Origin of the sequence: Tunturiibacter gelidiferens, from assembly GCF_014201335.1 — a bacterium.
GTDB lineage: Bacteria > Acidobacteriota > Terriglobia > Terriglobales > Acidobacteriaceae > Edaphobacter > Edaphobacter lichenicola_E.
Map to the genome: position 1 here is coordinate 1 of NZ_JACHEB010000012.1, position 18,234 is coordinate 18,234.

Below are 18,234 nucleotides of genomic sequence, written 5' to 3' on the forward strand. Positions count from 1 at the left end.
GAGAACAACTCTCCACCAACAGGCCGGATACATTGACGCAGACTTTCTTCATCGAATCACTTTTCCCTTGCAGTCAGACGGCGGACCATACATTTAGGAAACGTCAACGTCGAACTTGCCGCACACATCACTTTGCATGCAGGCGATCAATCCTCGAGTCTCAGGGAGTCTTCCATAAAGCTTCACTGAGGTTACTCTTGCTCCCTCAAGTCGCGAAAAAGATCTTGGCCATCGCTCCCCATCACTAAAGGTGCCGCACCAAACTTTCCGCTTACCTTCGACACGCCAACTCCACTCAGGCAGTCTAACTTGGGCTGAAAGAACGGGATTTTGACGAACTTCACACTATTCAGCTCTCTTTTCGCGACCGGTTGGCTCTCAGAAATAAACCGAGGCCCGCTGCAAAGGCTATACCACCATAGACCGCCCACCTTGTCTGTCCAGTCATGAAACTACCAGGCAGTACGTTGATCCCTTGTAGGAACCAAATGGCGCCCGCTAGAACCAGAAGACTAGCAACGATATTCAGTGTGATCCTCATCATTCCTCCCGTACCCGCACTTCGCAATAGAGGCCGTTGTGGCGGCACAGCTGTACATATTACAGGGAGGGCAATTGCCGCCGCGATTCTCGTACGCCGCTAATCTGCTACACTTTCTCTCCATCAGTCGAGAATTCGCAAGCAAGGTGCCGATATGAACATAGTTCAAAGTCCGCTCACGCTGATTATGACCATCAAGTCGCCTGACGATTTTGCTCAGTTGAGTGGCTTGCTCACCAAGATTCAGAGCGCTCCTCCGGAGCAAAATCCAATCTGGGTTGCTCTGACAAAACTGAAGACCGTGCATTTTGCGAGATTCGTCTTTCTCGCGAACAACACCCAGCTAGCGGTCATCACGACGTATGACGGGGACTTCGATAAGTACATCAATGACTTTATTGATACGATCGGAGACGTCTTCAATGCTCTGCTTTCGCATATGCAAGGCGCGCCTCCTCTACCGGTCCAGCAGAATCGGGATGCTTTTCTGGCCTATGTAAAGCAGAATGACCTGCGGGGGCTCGATCCGTTCTACAGCGCATATCCTCAGGCTTCTGTCGTGACAATCCTCGACGCTCTCAATCAGGGCTGATTTTATGGTGCCGTTGGATGATGTTCAGGGCTTAATCCTGAGGAGCTATGGCATGGATAGCGCCGCAGTCTTTCTGCTGCGCGTGCAGGATCCGGCGGCTGCACGTCGAACCCTCGGGAGTCTTCCTGTGACCGCGGGTACACTCTGGCAGGAGAAGCCCGCCTTCTGCGTGAACGTCGCCCTCACCATTCAGGGCCTTGCGGCGCTGGGCCTTTCGCAAGCTTCTCTCAACTCCTTTCCCCAGGACTTCGCGTCGGGCGCCTTCAGCCGTTGTGCCGAGGTCGGTGACATCGGACCCTGCTCAGCTGAGAAGTGGGACTACGGACTCGGTCAACCTGGACTGCACGCGCTCGTTCTCCTCTTCGCTCAAAGTGCGGACGTCCGTGACGCCCAGACGGCACTGCTAAGACAAACCCTGGTCGCCAGTGGTGCATGGTCGGAGGTCACAACACTCCCTGGCGATGTCCTTCCAGGAAGTGTCGCACACTTCGGGTATCGAGACGGCTTTTCCCAGCCGACGGTCGATTGCGCACTCGAGAATCCATTTCCCGACAAGCAGCCTGTTGCGCCGGCAGGTGAGTTCCTGCTCGGCTACCCCAGCCAGTTCGATCAGTTCAGCTATCCGGTTCCCGTACCGGACGAACTCGGCCGCAACGGAAGCTTTATGGTGCTGAGAATATTGGAGCAGGATTGCGCCGCCTTCGACACATTGCTGAATCAATCGCAGGAGCGCTACGGCATAGATGGAGAACTTCTGGCGGCAAAGATCATGGGCCGCTGGCGCAACGGAACGCCGCTGAGTATTTCACCCAGCTCCGATTCGCCGGTCCCGCCATTGGCAACTTCGGATTTGAATCAATACGACTACGTCCCGTCAGACACCATTCCCGATGCCTTCAATGATCGTCGGGGCCTGCGCTGTCCAATCGGCGCTCACATGCGCCGCGCCAATCCACGGAGCTCAACGATTGCCGGAGATGGCGGTTCGCGGCATCGCATCGTCCGCCGCGGTATTCCCTACGGCCCGCCTTACGATTCATCGAAGCCGAACGATGGCATCAAGCGCGGACTTCTCGGCCTCTTTATTGGGGTGAGCATTAAAGACCAGTTTGAGTTCCTCATGTCTGAGTGGATGAACGGAAGCGCCTTTGCTCCCGGTATCTACGGCACGACTGATCCAATTCTTGGAAACTCTGCCGAAGGAGAAAACACATTCGTTATTCCCCGTGACGATTCCATGCACCTTGTCATCTCGCACTTCCCTCGCCTCGTCACCACACGCGGCTCCGCCTACACTTTCCTGCCCAGCATCACTGGCCTGCGTTTCATCGCAAATCTTCCATAATGTAGCCGTCCGGCCCGAATCGTCACACTCAATTCAGTTGACTCGCACCAGCTTTCGGGAGAATATTGCGCCTTCCTCCCCGTGGGCTTTCAGCCTCCCTGCTCCCTTTTCCCTCCCTCCTCTGATCGCGCTTGGAGCGTATATGAAACCGCATCTCTCGCTTTCCCTCCTGATCTTCGTCTTTCTCCAACACCCTGCCCTGACTCAAACCCCAGGCACTAACTCCAATCCACCTTTAAGGCCTGCCCACACGGCTATCTCCGCAGACTGCGGAAAGCTCCCATTAAGTTTTGAGCCCAACCAGGGCCAGACCGATCCCCAGGTCAGATTTCTCTCACGCGGCAAAGGCCATTCGCTCTTCCTCACAGACTCCGCTGCGGTCCTCACCCTCGTGCGCCCTGAGCCCTCAACTCAGCTCAATCATCTGCATACAGTCAAAAACACTCACGACCTCCCATCCATCAAAACCGACGTAGTACGCATGGAACTCGTCGGAGCATCACACCCGCAACAAATCAGCGGCGTCGAACCATTGCCAGGAACGGTCAACTACTACCTGGGCCACGACGCTTCGAACTGGCACACCGGCATCCCAACCTTCGCCCGTGTCACCTACTCCAACGTCTATCCCGGAGTCGATCTCACCTACTACGGCAACCAGCAGCATCTCGAGTACGACTTCATCGTCTCGCCATCCGCCAACCCCAAACCAATAGGCCTCCACTTCGCCGGGGCGCAAAGGCTCAAGCTCGACTCCGACGGCAACCTAACCGTCCAGACAAAATCCGGCGAACTCGTGTTCCAGAAGCCAATCGTCTATCAGCAGAAGAGCGGCCAGCGCCAACTCATTGATGGCCAGTTCAAGCTCCTCGCCGACAACTCCATCACCTTCACGCTCGGCGCCTACGATCACCGTCGAAGCCTCATCATCGATCCCACCCTCGCCTACTCTACCTACCTCGGAGGAGTCACTCCCTATTACACCTCCCCCTCCTCCCTGGCCATCGACCCACAGGGAAACGCCTACGTTGTCGGGTACACCGAATCTGACACGTTCCCGAGTACCCCTGGAGCCTTCGCCGGACCGTCTACCTCCATCGCGAGAGGTTTCGTCACAAAGCTCAATCAGACCGGTACCGCACTCGTCTACTCGGCAATCTTTGGAGACGCAACTCCCACATGCATCGCCGTGGATCGCTCCGGAAACGCCTACGTCACGGGTGGCGCGTCCAGCGCTTTTCCCGTCACCCCTGGTGCCTACCAGACACCCTCCGCCGGCTTCTTCATCGTCAAACTCAATGCAACTGGCACCGCACTCCTCTACTCGGCCCGCATAGGCGGAGATCAGGCAGATAGTGGAGACTACGCGACCAGCATCGCGCTCGATCCCTCTGAGAATCTGTACATCACTGGAGTCACCGGATCGACCAATTTTCCCGTCACCCCCGGAGCGTTTCAGACTACAAATCCAGGTCTTGGAGGATTCGGCTACGGCAACGCCGCCTTCGTCACCAAGCTTAATGCCGCTGGTTCAGCTCTCATCTACTCCACCTATCTGGGTGGCAGCGGTGATGACTTAGGCAACAGCATCGCGATCGATAGCTCCGGGGATGCCTACGTGACTGGAGTCTCAAAAGCTATCGACTTCCCGGTGACCAGCGGAGTCTTTCAACCCTATTCCGGAGGTGGCGACGGAACTGGCTTCGTCGCTAAACTGAATCCGGAAGGCACAGGACTAATCTACGCAACTTATCTCGGTGGGACTTCGACGGATTCCCCAAACGCGATAGCCATCGACTCCTCAGGCAACGCCTACGTCGCAGGCGGCACATACTCAACCGATTTCCCCGTAACACCTGGAGCGTTGCAAACTAAAAATCTTTCCACTGAAGAGCAAAACGGCTTCGTCTCAAAAATCAACCCCGACGCGACCGCCCTTGTCTACTCCACCTACCTCGGAGGAACGTTCTCCGATTCTGTTCTTGGCATGGTGGTCAATCGCTCCGGAAACGCCATCGTCACTGGATACACACAATCCTTCGACTTCCCCATCACCGAGGACGCTTTTCAAAGCATCCACGGCGGATCGGAACCAACCGGGAACGACAACGCCTTCGTCACCGAACTCGTTCCTAATGGAACAGCCCTTGCCTATTCAACCTATCTAGGAGGAAGTGGCTATCCAAGTGACTCCGGAGACTATGGCAGAGCCATCGTTCTCGATTCTGCAGACAACATCTACTTGACCGGCATAGCCTCATCGAGTGATTTCCCCACGACCAACGGAGCGTTTCAACAAACCGATCCAACCGGCTCAACTGGCAATGCCAACGCGTTCATCTCCAAATTCGTCTTCGGCAAACATACAGTCAGACTCGAAACTACTACCCAGTTGGTAGCCAACCCGAATCCGCAAAAGACAGGCGACAAGGTGACCTTCACAGCTTATGTCCGGCCCACCTCAGGAACCGGAACTCCAACCGGATTCGTACGCTTCGAGGCGGATGGGGTCCCTCTGGTCACCGCACCGTTGAACGGCTCGGGCGAAGCAACGACCTCCTGGAAATCCTCGACACCTGGCAGATTCAGAATCAAAGCCCACTACCTCGGTGACGAAGACTACCTCCGTAGCAGCAGCGACGCCTTGGTCGAAGCCGTCATAGGCCCACCAGCCCGTATCACCATCGTCTCAGGGTCACATCAAAAAACTCAAGCAGGCACGGCCTTCGCAGACCCACTCGTCGTCATCGTCAAGGACGTCAACAACCGGCCTGTATCCGGCGCAAAGGTCACCTTCACCGGCACTGGCCTTCAGTTCTCCAGCTCCACTGCCACCACCAACTCCAGCGGAGAAGCCTCCGTCAACGCAATCGCCAAAGCTACCGGCAAACTCACCGCAGACGCTTCCGTCTCCGGCGTATCCGCCCCTGCTGCCTTCGCCTTCACCGCAACTAAAGTTCCGTAGTCACTGCCAAGTAGCCCGTGGAAAACTAAGTTAGTAAATACAGCTTCAACTAAGCCCGAACCATTATGTTCGGGCCTGCGAATGTAGAACGGTCTTTACTGATCCCTGGTCTCACGTCGCGTTCTTGGAGGCGCCCCGGCACGGTCTAGAGTCAATAGAGCCGCAGTCATTTAGTGTGCTTAGGCCCGCCGAGGCAATCACAGGTTTACTTCGGACCAGCGACGCCGATCAAGTTGCCCTCGGGATCGCTGAAGTGACCGACAACCAAGCCTCCCCCAGGCTTGATTTCAGGGCCCATCAAGCGTTTTCCTCCGAGGCTCTCGGCCTTTTCGAGCGCAGTCTCGACATCGGAAACTCCGACGTAAAAGAGTGCATGGCTTTGATAGCCAGCGCCTCCGCCAACTCCGCCGGGAATACCCGTCCCGTCACTGGTCGTGTTGCGGTTCACAAAGCCGTAATTTCCTCCTTGGGAAACAGCCTCCGACACCGAGCCGCTCGTGTCGAACTCCCATCCGAAAAGACCGTTGTAGTAGGTTCGCAGCTTGGCTGGATCGGTCCCGATGACTTCGAAGTGCAAAACTGGTTGCCCCATAGTTGGCCCCTCCAACGCTCGCAAATCTCTTGATGGCCTCAATCATCCAGCGATTCGAATTGCGTTTAAGCCGCTTCCACTACCGACAAAATATTCCCTGCGGGATCCTTGAACCATGCAATGGTTGGACCGTTCCCGCGAGAAATTCCGCGCGTGTCCGTCTTCAGGCTGGGTTCGTTATAGACCTCAAATTGCACGCCGCGTCGGCTCAACTCCTCTACAGTTTTTTCTACGCTTTCTACGGGAAAATTCAGAACCGTAAAAGTGGCCGGCTCATGATTAGGTTTCGGGTACATCAAAGCTTTGGTGTCACCGGAAAGTGGCACAACCAACGTTCCTTCAGGCCCGCTGGAAAGTTCCAGTCCGAGGGTTTTGCCATAGAATTCCTTTGCCTTCTGTATATCGTTTACCGAAAAACTGCTGAACGCCTTTTTCACGTTGATCATCGTCGCCTCCTAAAGGGTTGACGTTCTGATTTTGATGCGGAACCAACTTTCGTGGTTGGGAGGGCGAGGCCAAAATCATAAGGTAATGTGGAGGTGGCGGGCGAAGTGATTCGCGGATTAGTAACGACAAAAGCGTATGTCGTCAGCCATCACCCAGCAATGACTCCTCGATGGGTCTGAGCATCTGAGCGCAAAGCTGGAGTCTTTCAAATCGTTCGAGCCGGGACGATGATTCGTCCGGTCCAATTCCTACGGAGGTCAAGTTGCGCAATCTCGATTTCAGCTCTCTGCATGCTCTCATCACCACCCTGTTGAGCCTTGCGGTCATTACTCTGATTGGCGTCGGTATCCGGCTGCTTACGATGGTCACGCTTCAGCAGCGCCGGGAGCGTATGAATCGCCAGATCAACGAGCGGCTACGCGCACTGATCGCCGCCTACAAGACGTTAGGCGGGTCTTTCACCGGCGACTTGACCGTCAATCCCATCCATCGTCGTGATCTGCGTCGACACGCCGAGGCGCCGACGACCGTCTCGACCCCGCCATTGGACCTGAGTGTGGACGATTCGCTAGGCTCGGATCGGGCACGCCGGATCCGGGATGCGGTCGAGGCGGCCTTGTCCGACATCATTCTGCTCGGCACCGAGGAACAGGTGCGGCTGGCGGTGCATGCCGCGCAGGAGCTTGCCACCGGCAAGCTGGTTCATACCCAGGAACTCGTCGTATCACTTCGCGCCTTCATTCGCGAAGCGCTCGATCTCGATCCCATCCCAGTCCACTTGGTGATTCCCCTACAAGGCCCGGCGCGGCCGGCGGCCTCTGGTGGTCGCGACAAGGCTGATAAGGCCGAAGGCCGTCAAGGCGGCGGTGGTGGAGGTGGCATGGGCATAGGCGGCGGCACGGGGGGTGGGCTTGGCCTTGGATCGGAACCCCACCATCAAGATGGTGACGAAGAGGAGGATGGTGCAGACTCATCCCTTCATCACGCCTAACCAATCGCGGGATGCTTCTTCTAGGCGTGCTATCGGTCGGTAGGAATGAACGGTCTTAGCGTGGCCTCGGGTTGTGAATCGAAATAGTCATTATTCACCGACTACTGTCGTGGAGTTTGAGCGCGCAGTTGGGCCGCGCGTGTGCGCGACCACCCGAACCACTAAAGATGGGCCACCTCGGCATCTGACGTCCCACGTTTTGCAAGTATAAGGTAAGCATGTTCCCGCTGAGACGAATCCGGTTCTGCCGCGCCGGCTGGCCCCCTCCCAGTCCTGTATTTTTTGCTTGCACCAGCCATTTGCGCCGCCTATCCAACATCAATCCTCGAGTTGAATGAACTCGCCCGTGCACCGATTCTCGCAACCTGCATCGTCGAAACCACTAGCAAGGATGCCGCATCAATCACGGAAACCGGTCGCGTAGTGCCCGCGCGTGCAACGCTCCGTGTATTAAGAACTTTTCCCAAAACGCAATCCGCGATCGGCAGATCAATCTCGATTTCGAAGCCCACCCGGAAGGCGACAATGGTATGAGCGGTCCAGCTCTGCCGCTCATCGCACAAGGTGCTGTTCTTATCCTTCCGCTCAAACTCAATCCTGATCCGCGCCACCTGCCCTGGCGTCTCGTTATGGATCGAGGCACCGGGTTAGTCATTCCCGCAATCACACAAGGACCCGAACCGACGGCGACGCCAAACAACGGACAGGACTTTATCCTCGACGAGATTGCGTCAGCGCTTAGCCGCGGAACTAGCCGCCAGGTACTTACGGAATCCTCATATCTGTCCATGGAGACCACCCAGCTCTTTTCGCCCCAGCTGATGCAATTACTGTAGTCTTCCATAGGCAACGACGGCGACCGCTGGGCCTTGGTCGCCGCCTCGCTGATAAGCTCTGTCGGAGTGCCGCGCCCCCCTGTCGCTCAGCTCCGCACCCTCTCGATTGCAGTAAGAGGCACACAGAACACTTGGTCAATCTTTGCGCTCGTTCTACAACACCTGGGTGAATCATCCCAGGCAAAAAAACGACTCATTCATCAAACCCTCTTGGTCTCAGAAACTAACAGCTGGGGTGCCGCCGTCACACTCCGAGAATTTGCCCAGGATCCCATCCTCGTCCACGAATTAACCGCCATGCTCAACGAAGAACGCCCAGGATCTCTCTTCGTCGCTCACGAAATGATCGCCGCGGGTCAGAAGTCTCTTTCCGGCCCTGCCATAACCCTCTCGCTGCACTACATCAAAACACTCACCACCAAATCACGACTCATTCATCAAACCCTCTTGGTCTCAGAAACTAACAGCTGGGGTGCCGCCGTCACACTCCGAGAATTTGCCCAGGATCCCATCCTCGTCCACGAATTAACCGCCATGCTCAACGAAGAACGCCCAGGATCTCTCTTCGTCGCTCACGAAATGATCGCCGCGGGTCAGAAGTCTCTTTCCGGCCCTGCCATAACCCTCTCGCTGCACTACATCAAAACACTCACCACCAAATCACCTGAACTTAGCTCAGCGTGCTCGACTCTTCGTGATTTTGGCAGCGACCAACAGTTCGGACAACTGGTTTCTGAAATCAAGAACGCCCAGTACCTCAACACGCTCCACTATGACGCCCTATGGCGTGCCACCATCTGGCCTGAAAGTCCCCGTGCGGCCACTATCCTGCAGATCCTCTTGCATGACGATCGTATGTACCAGGGGATGCGATATAGGGACCTCGCACATAACGAACTGGAGAGAAATGCAAAGCTGACCAACTGATGGTCGGGGGTGGGGTCCCTCTTCACATACGTCATCTCTCTACCGCTCTAGGCCAGTGGCCGGGTTAAACAAAGCGACGCCCCGCTGATGGCAACTCAACGGAGCGTCGTCTCAGACAGCCTATTTAGAACACAAACTTGCCGCTAATTTGAAGCTGACGGGAAGAGCCGCCATCGCTGGTGGCGAAGCGGGTTGAGGAGATCTGGCCGAAGGTCGAAGACTGCGTGTTGCCCGACGGCTGCCCGAAGTTGGGATGATTGAGAATGTCGAAGGCATCGACACGAAGTTTGAAGTTAAGCCCTTCAAATAGCTTCGTGTCCTTTTCTCCAGAAAGATCGATGTCCGCAAATCCAGGGCCGGTCACTGCGTTTCGCTGGATATTGCCGATGCCGGTGTAGACGATCGCTGCAGTAGGAGACGCCTGCGTTCCCTGAATCTGCAGGCTGCATCCTGCCGGAACTGCCAGAGTTGGTCCGATGGGGCAAACATTCGCGTGCGGAATGAACGTGACGTTGGCAATCGCGGTCTGCGATTTATGCGTGGTAATCGTACCAACCTTGTTGGGGCGTATAGCGCCGGTAAGGCCGTTGAAGTTTGAGCTGCTTGCAAGTATGTTGATGGGGTTTCCGGTCTGGTACTGGACGATCGTCGAAAGCTGATAGCCCGAAACCAAACGGTTGCGCTTGAAGGGCAGGTTATAGATCGCGGTTCCAGCGAAGTGATTGCGCGTGTCGAAATCCGACAGCCCGTAGTTGCCGGCGGGATTGTTGCTGTCCTGCGGAGCGCCGCCTGCCGCAGAGAGGCCGCCCTGTGACCCGAGGGAGTTGAGATCCATCGACTTCGTCCACTCATAGTTCACACTGAACTCAAGCCCGCTCTTCATCGTCTTACTGAGCGTCGCCCACATCCCGTTGTAATTCGAGATGCCAATGCTGTTCACCTCCGGGATGTTGGAAGCGATGGAGACGCCGGGATCGATGGGGCTATTGAGGGAGAGCTTTTGATACAAATGCGGAGATCCAGATGGACCGGTCGCCTGGTTCTCGTTGGTTGTAGTACGCAGATGGCGTCCAACCGATCCATAGTATCCGACCGAGGCAACCATGCCGCCAGCAAGCGCCTGCGTCACGTTCAGATTGAAGCTTTCGATGTACCCGTTCCTGAGGTTAGGGTTGACGGAACTGATCCCGATGGCCGAGGCCTTCGCCGATGCATACAGCGTCGACACTGGAATGGGTGTTCCATTGTAAGAGACTGCGGTGCTGAACGGAGGATTGGTGTACAGCCCGCCTACTACATTCGACACCGGTTGATCGACCAGGTAAGCATAACCTCCACGCACCACGGTCTTGCCGGTGCCTAAGAGGTCGAGTGCAAATCCCAGCCGGGGTTCGATGTTGTAGTTCTGCGAGTAGGCGCCGTTGGCTGGAATCCCGTTAGTGCCAACCTGCGTCAGCGTTGGACCGCCGTTTCCATTCGGATTGAAGAGCGTAAACCGGTTCGCGCCCTCCACAGGCGTACCGTTCCACTCGAAGCGCAGACCGTATTCCAGCGTCAGCTTCGGTGTGAGCTTGAAGTTGTCCTGTACAAACCCTCCGACTGCGGTGTCGTAGACACGGCTGGTGACAGTATTCGGCTGAATACTGAAGACCGTTGCGTTGTCCATCTCGAAGTTATTGGGTGTGCTCACATAGGTAAGCGAGCCGATGTTTGCGGTAAAGCTGGCACTCAGATAACGGCGGTACTCACCACCGAATTTGATGCTATGCCTGCCGCGCAGCAATGTCGCCGTATCCGAAACAATGCCAAGCGTGTCGTTGCGGCCCTGTGGGAACCCCGCAGGCCCACCAAAAACGAGGCCAATGTCAGAGAGAGTAATCTGCGGCAGACCAACATTGCCCTGAAGGCCATCGACGAGGCCTACGCTATTCGGGTCAGTAAGATTGGCCGGATTGAAGGCGATGGAGATGCGATTGAAGCCGAGACGCACTTCATTCACGAAGGTCGGGTTGAAGACATGCGTCTCGTTGAAGGTGAGTATCTGCCGATGCGCACTGCGGTGATCGCCCCATCCGGGAATCGTATCGCCCTGCAACGCAGGCTCCGTACGAACGTCTTTCTGAAAAGCATAAAAACCATGCGCAGAATCCGAGCTGCTGAACTGGTGCGAAATGTCGACGGTGAACTGATCAATATTGACCGGGCCAGGCGTGAACGCTACGTAGTTACTTCCGCTGTTTGGCAGCGGAAGCAGCGCAGCCAATTCGGCTGCTGCTGGAAACTGTGCCGCGTTCGCTGCGATCTGCGCGTGTTGAGCGGCAGTAAGCACCGTGCTGTTCTGCAGAATACCTTGTTGCTGCCGCAGGCCTTCATAGCTACCGAAGAAGAAGGTGTGTCCTCTCCAGATGGGGCCGCCCACCGATCCACCGAAGTTGTTGCGCTTGAGCGGCGCCTTCTCGCCCGGTAGACCAGCGATCGGTAATCCGGTTGCAGGATTGAAGTTGCGGTTGAAGTAGTTGCGCGCGTCGAGCGCCTCGTTGCGGAAGTAGTCAAACGCCTCGCCATGAAACTGGTTTGTACCAGAGCGCGTCGCAACGTTCACAATCGAGCCCGAACTGCGGCCATACTCTGCGCTGAACGTCGAGTTGTCGATCTTGAACTCGGAGGTGGTGCTGATCGACGGTTGAAAGGTGATCTGGTTCTGGCTGATATCATTCAGGTTCACGCCGTTGATCTGGAAGTTCACCGAGTCTTCGCGATTGCCTGCTGAGTCAAAGGAGTTGGCACCCAGGCCGCGGCTCGCGGACGTCAGACTTCCGGCCGTCGGAGCCACCACGCCACCCGGCGTCAGCACCGTCAGATCCAGAAAGTGCCGCCCGTTCAATGGAATCTGCTGCACGGTCTCCCTGTCGATGACCTGCCCGACCGTCATGGTCTGCGTCTCGATCTGTGGTGCGCCGCTGTCCACCTGGACTATCTCGCCGGCCGATATCAGAGCAAGCTGCGCATTCACCGCAACCGTCTGATTCACCTCAAGCGTCACATTTTTTACGGTATATAAGCTGAAGCCCGCACCCGAAATCTGCACATCGTACTCGCCTGGTTGTAACGACGGAACGCCGTAAACTCCCGCCCCATCGGTAACGACCTCGCGGTCAAGCCCCGTGGCAATCGAATGCACTCTAACGTGCGCGCCCGGAACCACCGCACCGCTTGGATCTATCACGGTGCCCGACAGATTCGCCGTCGACTGTGCGAGACACACGCCAACGCTCATCAGTAACAACACAGAAAAACTAAACAACCCGTTTGAGAACTTCCATGAAATCTTCATTTTCAAGCCTCCTGAACAAAACGCAAACGTCCACGATCTCTCTATGGGAGAACTGCGGACACAAAAAGGACTTCGAATCGGATGGAGTGAAAAGTTCATCCGACGGCCTTGAATAACGCCGGTGGCTGGTCTAACTCGCCCTCTATTTACTGTCTGAGCGGGACCGCGGCCAATTTCACAATTCTTTAGACCGTACACAGGGTCTGAAGAGAGCAGCGTACCTTTCTTTTTCGACGGTGTTTGAACTTTCCTGAAACAAGTGTTTGGCAGATGGCCGTCCCAGCCTGTTCCGGCTACAAAAACGACTGACGAACTACGGTGGCGAAACTCAGGTCAGAAAACGAAGGAAACTGGTTTGGTGATATCTAAAATGTCATCTAATCCCGGAGATGTCAACCTACGAAATCATTGCTGGCGGATTTATTTTTCATCAATCTGCAGACAAATTATCAAATGGCACCACATTCAATGGGATCAATCAGTTCCGTCATTTAGCCACAATCGCGCTACGACGAGATGGGTCCCAAAGGCCAAAAGCAGATCATGAACGTGTTCTCAATCGCTCCCAGGAACTGGATTGAGGCGAATGGACGACGAGATAAGCAGAAACTATCTGCCGCGCTCACGCAGACCATTACGCACCGAACTGCAGGCGGTTACAGATCGGAAACACTTGTGGCCAAACTAGTAGGCGAGGGCACAGCCGTCGGCGCGCATCTCGGAGGCTGCAGAGTAGACACGGTCGGTCCCGTCCATACGATGTTCAATGCATTCATAGCGTCCGTAGCCGCCGTCGGAGGGTCCCATCGGCCAACCCAGCGCGATGAGAGCCTCGCGAGTGGATGCAGGAACTCCTGCTTCGAGGCGCAGAATGCCTGTTGGGCCGAGGCCTTTGGGATCTTCGCCCATGGATTGCGAGCTGCCTTCATGGTGCCAGCGAGGGCTGTCGCCAGCGGCCTGAATATCCAGACCGTAGTCGATTCGGTTGATGATGATCTGAGCCTGACCCTGAGGCTGCATGTCTCCGCCCATGACACCGAAGGACATCCACGGCTTGCCGTCTTTGGTGGCGAAACCGGGGATGATGGTTTGGAAAGGACGTTTTCCGGGCGCATAGATATTTGGGTGACCGTCCTGCAGGGAGAAGAGTTCGCCGCGATCCTGGAACATGAAGCCAAGGCCGTCGGCGACGAGGCCAGAACCCATACCGCGGAAGTTGGACTGGATCATGGAGATCATGATGCCGTCTTTGTCGGAGACGGTGAAGTACGTGGTGTCGCCGTGGCTGGGAGCCTGGCCGGGATGTACGGGGGTAAGGATGCTGTCGAGTTTGATGAGTTTGGCGCGCTCGGCCGCGTAGGACTTTGAGTTGAGGAACTCGTAGGGGATCTTGGCGAAGTGCGGATCGGCGTAGTATCGGGCACGGTCTTCATAGGCGAGGCGTTTGGCTTCGATCTGGACGTGTATGGACTGCGGAGACTGAAAGCCCATGTTGCGGAGGTCGAAGTTTTCGGCGATGTTGAGGAGTTGCAGGGTGGCGAGACCTTGCGTGTTGGCGGCCATGCCGTAGACGTCGACGCCGCGATATTTGGTGACGAGTGGATCGCCCCATTCGGCGTGCTGATCGCGAAGATCCTCGACAGTGAGCCAGCCGCCGATGCGTTTGAAGTAGGCGTCGATGGTCTTGGCGATGGGACCGTCGTAGTAAGCGTCGCGGCCTCCTTGTGCGATGAGGCGATAGGTGCGCGCGAGATCAGGGTTGCGAAAGACATCGCCCTCATTCGGAGCTTTGCCATTGGGAGCCCAGGTGTGCAACGCGTTCGCGGTCTCTTCGACTCCCGAGCCAGGGCGCGTGAAGGCAGTGAGGTTTCGCTTGATGTAGTAGCCGATAATCTGTGGAACAGGGACGCCGGATTCGGCAAGGTGGATTGCGGGCTCGAAGAGTTCAGCCCATTTGAGTTTGCCGTAGCGTTGATGGAGAGTCCACCACGCGTCGAGTGCCCCTGGGGTGGAGACCGCGATTGCCCCAAGGGGTGGGAGAACTCCGTCTTTAGCGCGGGAGCGAGCGGTCTCGAGTGTCAAGGATTTCGGAGAACGACCGGAGCCAGCTAAGCTGACAACCTTGGCAAGCTTTGGATCCCAGATCATCGCATAGCAGTCGCCACCGATGCCGGAACTCGTAGGCTCAAGGAAGCCAAGACAGGCGTTGGCGGCGATAGCGGCGTCGATTGCAGAGCCGCCCCGCTTCAAGGTTTCGATTGCGGTCAATGTCGCAATGGGGTGGGCTGTACCCGCGGCCCCGGAGCATCCCATGGCGGCAGAACGGCTGGCGAAGCTCGCACCTGAAACGCGATCGCCGGCGTGAACGTCTGGCCGCACAAAGCGCTCGTCGCCTGCGGGCTGGAACTTCGGCAGCGACGTGTTCGATGCGCCTGTTTTCGAGTCGCCACTCTGGGCGATGGCAAGGGATGGATGAACCGACGCAATGGAACCAGTTACGGCAAGCGGGAGTGCGGCGATGAATGAGCGACGGCGCAATGTGTTCTCCTGGTAGAAATCTTTCGCAGACAAAAAAGGAGGTGCGATCAAAGCCATCCGTTTGGCGTCTCGCTTTGAGATATCCAATATATCAAGGCGCGCTTGCGTCGCTTCTTACTCAGGCCGACTCTCTCCGCCCGGCAATGAATTTCGCAGTAGTCCTGCACGTTTAGGAAAACAGCCCAACTACTTCCCGCCGAACTGAATATTGATGCCCGCGGAATATTTGAAGTTGTTCTGGCTTTCCGTTGTCCCGTTGACCCCAAAGCGAGTCAGCAAGTAGTCGACCTCAACCGGACGAAGCTCCACGTATGGGATGATCGCGTAATCCAGGCCGCCGCCAAACTCCATCGCGAAGGCACTATCCGAGCTGCTCTTGTTCGTGACGCCCTCGTCCTCCAGGATCTGCGCAAACTCGTTACTATGCGCGGTGCCAAAGAGCGCTTCGCCAAATGGGTGGAGCTTGCCGCTATGCTTCTTGATCTGCGGTCCGAACATATAGGTAGACAGGTTTGCGCTAAGCTGGCCCGCAGGAAAACCATTGTGTTCAAGGGTCTTCCGCACGCCGGTGCCCTGAGTGTAGAACTGGAAGTCAGCCTTGATCCCAACGAACGATGCGAAGTTATAGACGCCACCCACGCCGCCGCCGAAGACATTGAAGCTGGTGATGACAGGGAGGTCCGGGTGAACATTGATGAAAGAAAAATCCACGGGAATCTCGAACTTTGGATAGCTCGTCTGAGCCCCTGAGACACTCGTCAGGAGTAGAACGCATAAGCTTGCCGCTAGATATTTAAATTTGTTCATAGCCACCGATTCTCAGACTAAACGCTATTCCGTACTGGAAAGCCGATTTCAAGCTGAATTTACAACGATATTCTGTACTGGGCTCAGCTTCATCCTCTTCGTGAGTTTCATCCCGGCCCCTTCTCCCGCAAAGTCACGTTTGCGGCAAGTTCAAAATCGTAGTTTCCTATAACTCCGTTTTTCGGGGAACTCTCGCTGGAAAAGCAGATTCGCTTAATCGGGAATGAAGTAAGAAGCGCGCGGGTCAGGGTATCGAAGGCTATCGTTCTGGGCCACGCCCGCTTCGAGCTGATCTCTAATCTCCGGAGTATCTGGGAGGACGAGGCAGCGCTGGAGTTCCAGCGGGTACGATTTGTTTTCTCGAAAGACAGTGAGAAGCAGGAATTGCTTGCCAGGAGTCAGAGGAGTTTCGATCGCAAAAGGAGAATAGTTGCTATACGAGCGCGAGGTTACGGAGATGAATTCGCCGGGTTTGTACTCCGTTTCTCCCTTAAGGACGCCCTTGAGACGCACGCTTGCCTTTTCAATGACCTCACCAAGGCACCGCTCCTGAGATTCACTCACCGCGGTGACGCTTAGAATCTGACTGGCTTCGCGACCTCGGGCAAAGAGAGGTACACGGCATGCAAGGGGGATCGGGGCATTCTCGCTGTGGACCTGATTGGGTGGTGAGGGGCGGTCCCCAGGGGTGTAGTCGTAGAGATGCCAGTTTTCGGCTGCTGGATAAATGTCCTCGAGATGGCGACACGGACGCAGCCGTGTAATGCAATTTAGATTGAATGTGGTCAATCGCCGCATCTCTGGATCGGGAGTCTCGGGCGTAAATGTTACGTTTGCCATCAAACAGAAAGAGCAGCCGCCCGGCCTTGTGACGGCATAGAAGGGGTGCTCTGCTAACTGCTCGCTCCCTATGAGCGGCCAGCCAACTAAGGTAAGGCGGCTTGTAGCTCGGCTTGTAGCGATGAGTGAGTATCCAGAGGAGCCAGAAGATGTAGAAGGAACCTGGTAAGTGAAGACTGCGCTCTTCCGCAGGACGACGCTGTCTTGTACGACGAAAGTTGTCCGCAGGCTCGCTAATCTTCCGCCTGAGTAATCAAAAATGAATGGGGCAGTTGAACGTACGAAGCCGTTATTCAAATACCGCCAGAACCCAGCATTTCCAACTGCCATCCCGGGGCTTCGTAATTCGATGATGTAGCGACAGAAGGATGCGTCACAATGGCCCTCGTAATGGCCATATTTACCCCACCGACTGATGAGGCGTTCCGCCTCGAGCCAGTTGCTTTGACGTAGCTTGAGAGCTTGAACGTCCGCCATCAGGCGTTCCGCCCGGCGCTGGAAGCGATAGGTTTCGACACGAAGAACCACGTTGAGGATTACAAAGGATACGACGAGGCATATACCAACGAAGCGCGCGGCCCGAATCAATGTGGGTCTGTAGGCCATTCTGTATTAGACACCGAGGGCGAAGCGATCAGCGCAACGCCTTCTCAGGCCGCTGAGAGCGCACTGATCGTAACGTAATATCCGTCTGGATCTCGGAGCGAGAACTCCTTGGTTTGAGTGTTCGGATTCACGTGTGGCTCCTCTTCGAGCCGAGTAACGAGAACCCGAGCCCTTTGAAGCGCCATGTCGAAATCATCGACACGGAAGAACAGCAGAAGACCGTTGCCCGGTGTCGCGTGATCAGGACTCATCAAAGAGGGATGCTCGTGAGCGCCCCACTCGTGGAGGCAGAGCAAGACGGTTCCATCTGAATCGAGGATCTGCCCAAAAAAATTATGGGCAGGAAGGGTAACCGGTAAGCCGAACAGCGCCTGGTACCACTTGAAACTACCTGGCACGTCGCCTACCCCTATGATCGTCCATGTGCGCTTTATAGACCACCTCCACGACTCTTCCTTAGACCGACCTCAATACGATTCCGCCGCGACGAAAAACTTCCTCAACGAAAGTTGGGTCTGCCGATCCGCCACGTCAACCTGTCAAGCCCCTGAACTCACAAAACCCGCGTCAGACGCGGACTTTCACGTGGCGTATTAGTTATCGTCCATCCCCTATAATGGAAGTAACCGGTAAACGCCGCCTTACCGAGTACGAGATCCACTCAAACTTACAACCCGAGACGAAGTATTCCTCGCATCTATAACAAAACAAGTATTTTGCGCGCAACCATTTTCCTTTCTATATTTTAGCGGCACACCCTGGCTGCAAGTTCATGAATTGAAGAGACTTCCCTGCAAGATACCCCTCAGGGGGAGGGGGAGGGTCCGAAGATCGAAATCCTGAACAGTTCACAACCCCAACAGGGCGAACTCC

13 protein-coding genes are annotated in these 18,234 nt (G+C 55.9%); 6 read left to right on the forward strand and 7 right to left on the reverse strand.

What is annotated here, in order from left to right:
• Positions 1–695 precede the first annotated feature (695 nt).
• The 3 genes from HDF14_RS20925 to HDF14_RS20935 all read left to right on the forward strand — a co-directional run bounded on the left by HDF14_RS20925 (position 696) and on the right by HDF14_RS20935 (position 5,443).
• Positions 696–1,133, forward strand: a complete 438-nt coding sequence (locus HDF14_RS20925; protein ID WP_183980601.1) for a hypothetical protein — start codon at positions 696–698, stop codon at positions 1,131–1,133.
• 52 nt (positions 1,134–1,185) lie between these two features.
• Complete coding sequence (locus tag HDF14_RS20930) at positions 1,186–2,478, forward strand: Dyp-type peroxidase (protein WP_183980603.1); 1,293 nt, start codon at positions 1,186–1,188, stop codon at positions 2,476–2,478.
• 142 nt (positions 2,479–2,620) lie between these two features.
• Entirely contained in the window at positions 2,621–5,443 is a 2,823-nt protein-coding gene (locus HDF14_RS20935; protein ID WP_183980605.1) for an SBBP repeat-containing protein, read from the forward strand.
• 205 nt (positions 5,444–5,648) lie between these two features.
• Here the strand turns inward: HDF14_RS20935 and HDF14_RS20940 are convergent, their stop codons facing one another.
• Together HDF14_RS20940 and HDF14_RS20945 are read right to left on the reverse strand one after the other, a co-directional pair.
• The gene (locus tag HDF14_RS20940; protein ID WP_183980606.1) at positions 5,649–6,035 is read right to left on the reverse strand and encodes a VOC family protein; all 387 of its coding nucleotides are present in this window, start codon (positions 6,033–6,035) and stop codon (positions 5,649–5,651) included.
• A gap of 65 nt (positions 6,036–6,100) precedes the next feature.
• The gene (locus HDF14_RS20945) at positions 6,101–6,481 is read right to left on the reverse strand and encodes a VOC family protein (protein ID WP_183980608.1); all 381 of its coding nucleotides are present in this window, start codon (positions 6,479–6,481) and stop codon (positions 6,101–6,103) included.
• A 263-nt stretch (positions 6,482–6,744) separates the two neighbouring features.
• On the opposite strand from HDF14_RS20945, the gene HDF14_RS20950 reads away from it, so the two are divergent.
• The 3 genes from HDF14_RS20950 to HDF14_RS20960 all read left to right on the forward strand — a co-directional run bounded on the left by HDF14_RS20950 (position 6,745) and on the right by HDF14_RS20960 (position 9,236).
• Positions 6,745–7,473, forward strand: coding sequence for a hypothetical protein (locus HDF14_RS20950; RefSeq protein WP_183980610.1), 729 nt, complete (start codon positions 6,745–6,747; stop codon positions 7,471–7,473).
• 530 nt (positions 7,474–8,003) lie between these two features.
• On the forward strand, positions 8,004–8,309 hold the full coding sequence (locus HDF14_RS20955; RefSeq protein ID WP_183980612.1) for a hypothetical protein: 306 nt from the start codon (positions 8,004–8,006) through the stop codon (positions 8,307–8,309).
• Between the two features lie 210 nt (positions 8,310–8,519).
• Positions 8,520–9,236 (forward strand): hypothetical protein, encoded by a 717-nt coding sequence (locus HDF14_RS20960; RefSeq protein ID WP_183980614.1) that lies wholly within the window; start codon positions 8,520–8,522, stop codon positions 9,234–9,236.
• Positions 9,237–9,360: 124 nt separating this feature from the next.
• Here the strand turns inward: HDF14_RS20960 and HDF14_RS20965 are convergent, their stop codons facing one another.
• The 5 genes from HDF14_RS20965 to HDF14_RS20985 form a co-directional block, all read right to left on the reverse strand.
• Complete coding sequence (locus HDF14_RS20965; protein WP_183980616.1) at positions 9,361–12,570, reverse strand: TonB-dependent receptor; 3,210 nt, start codon at positions 12,568–12,570, stop codon at positions 9,361–9,363.
• Positions 12,571–13,254: 684 nt separating this feature from the next.
• Positions 13,255–15,108 (reverse strand): gamma-glutamyltransferase family protein, encoded by a 1,854-nt coding sequence (locus tag HDF14_RS20970; protein ID WP_221304805.1) that lies wholly within the window; start codon positions 15,106–15,108, stop codon positions 13,255–13,257.
• A 186-nt stretch (positions 15,109–15,294) separates the two neighbouring features.
• Positions 15,295–15,915 carry an outer membrane beta-barrel protein gene (locus HDF14_RS20975; protein WP_183980620.1) on the reverse strand — a complete coding sequence of 207 codons (621 nt, stop codon included), beginning with the start codon at positions 15,913–15,915 and terminating at the stop codon, positions 15,295–15,297.
• A 213-nt stretch (positions 15,916–16,128) separates the two neighbouring features.
• On the reverse strand, positions 16,129–17,361 hold the full coding sequence (locus tag HDF14_RS20980; protein WP_183980622.1) for a hypothetical protein: 1,233 nt from the start codon (positions 17,359–17,361) through the stop codon (positions 16,129–16,131).
• A gap of 44 nt (positions 17,362–17,405) precedes the next feature.
• Positions 17,406–17,795 carry a VOC family protein gene (locus tag HDF14_RS20985; RefSeq protein WP_183980920.1) on the reverse strand — a complete coding sequence of 130 codons (390 nt, stop codon included), beginning with the start codon at positions 17,793–17,795 and terminating at the stop codon, positions 17,406–17,408.
• Positions 17,796–18,234 lie beyond the last annotated feature (439 nt).

What these genes read in the sequence shown, in the direction of transcription:
- HDF14_RS20935 (WP_183980605.1), top strand. Translation starts at nt 2,621, where the DNA reads ATGAAACCGCATCTCTCGCTTTCCCTCCTGATCTTCGTCTTTCTCCAA.
- HDF14_RS20975 (WP_183980620.1), bottom strand. Translation starts at nt 15,915, where the DNA reads ATGAACAAATTTAAATATCTAGCGGCAAGCTTATGCGTTCTACTCCTG.
- HDF14_RS20980 (WP_183980622.1), bottom strand. Translation starts at nt 17,361, where the DNA reads ATGGCCTACAGACCCACATTGATTCGGGCCGCGCGCTTCGTTGGTATA.
- HDF14_RS20955 (WP_183980612.1), top strand. Translation starts at nt 8,004, where the DNA reads ATGAGCGGTCCAGCTCTGCCGCTCATCGCACAAGGTGCTGTTCTTATC.
- HDF14_RS20925 (WP_183980601.1), top strand. Translation starts at nt 696, where the DNA reads ATGAACATAGTTCAAAGTCCGCTCACGCTGATTATGACCATCAAGTCG.
- HDF14_RS20945 (WP_183980608.1), bottom strand. Translation starts at nt 6,481, where the DNA reads ATGATCAACGTGAAAAAGGCGTTCAGCAGTTTTTCGGTAAACGATATA.
- HDF14_RS20965 (WP_183980616.1), bottom strand. Translation starts at nt 12,570, where the DNA reads ATGAAGATTTCATGGAAGTTCTCAAACGGGTTGTTTAGTTTTTCTGTG.
- HDF14_RS20930 (WP_183980603.1), top strand. Translation starts at nt 1,186, where the DNA reads ATGGATAGCGCCGCAGTCTTTCTGCTGCGCGTGCAGGATCCGGCGGCT.
- HDF14_RS20940 (WP_183980606.1), bottom strand. Translation starts at nt 6,035, where the DNA reads ATGGGGCAACCAGTTTTGCACTTCGAAGTCATCGGGACCGATCCAGCC.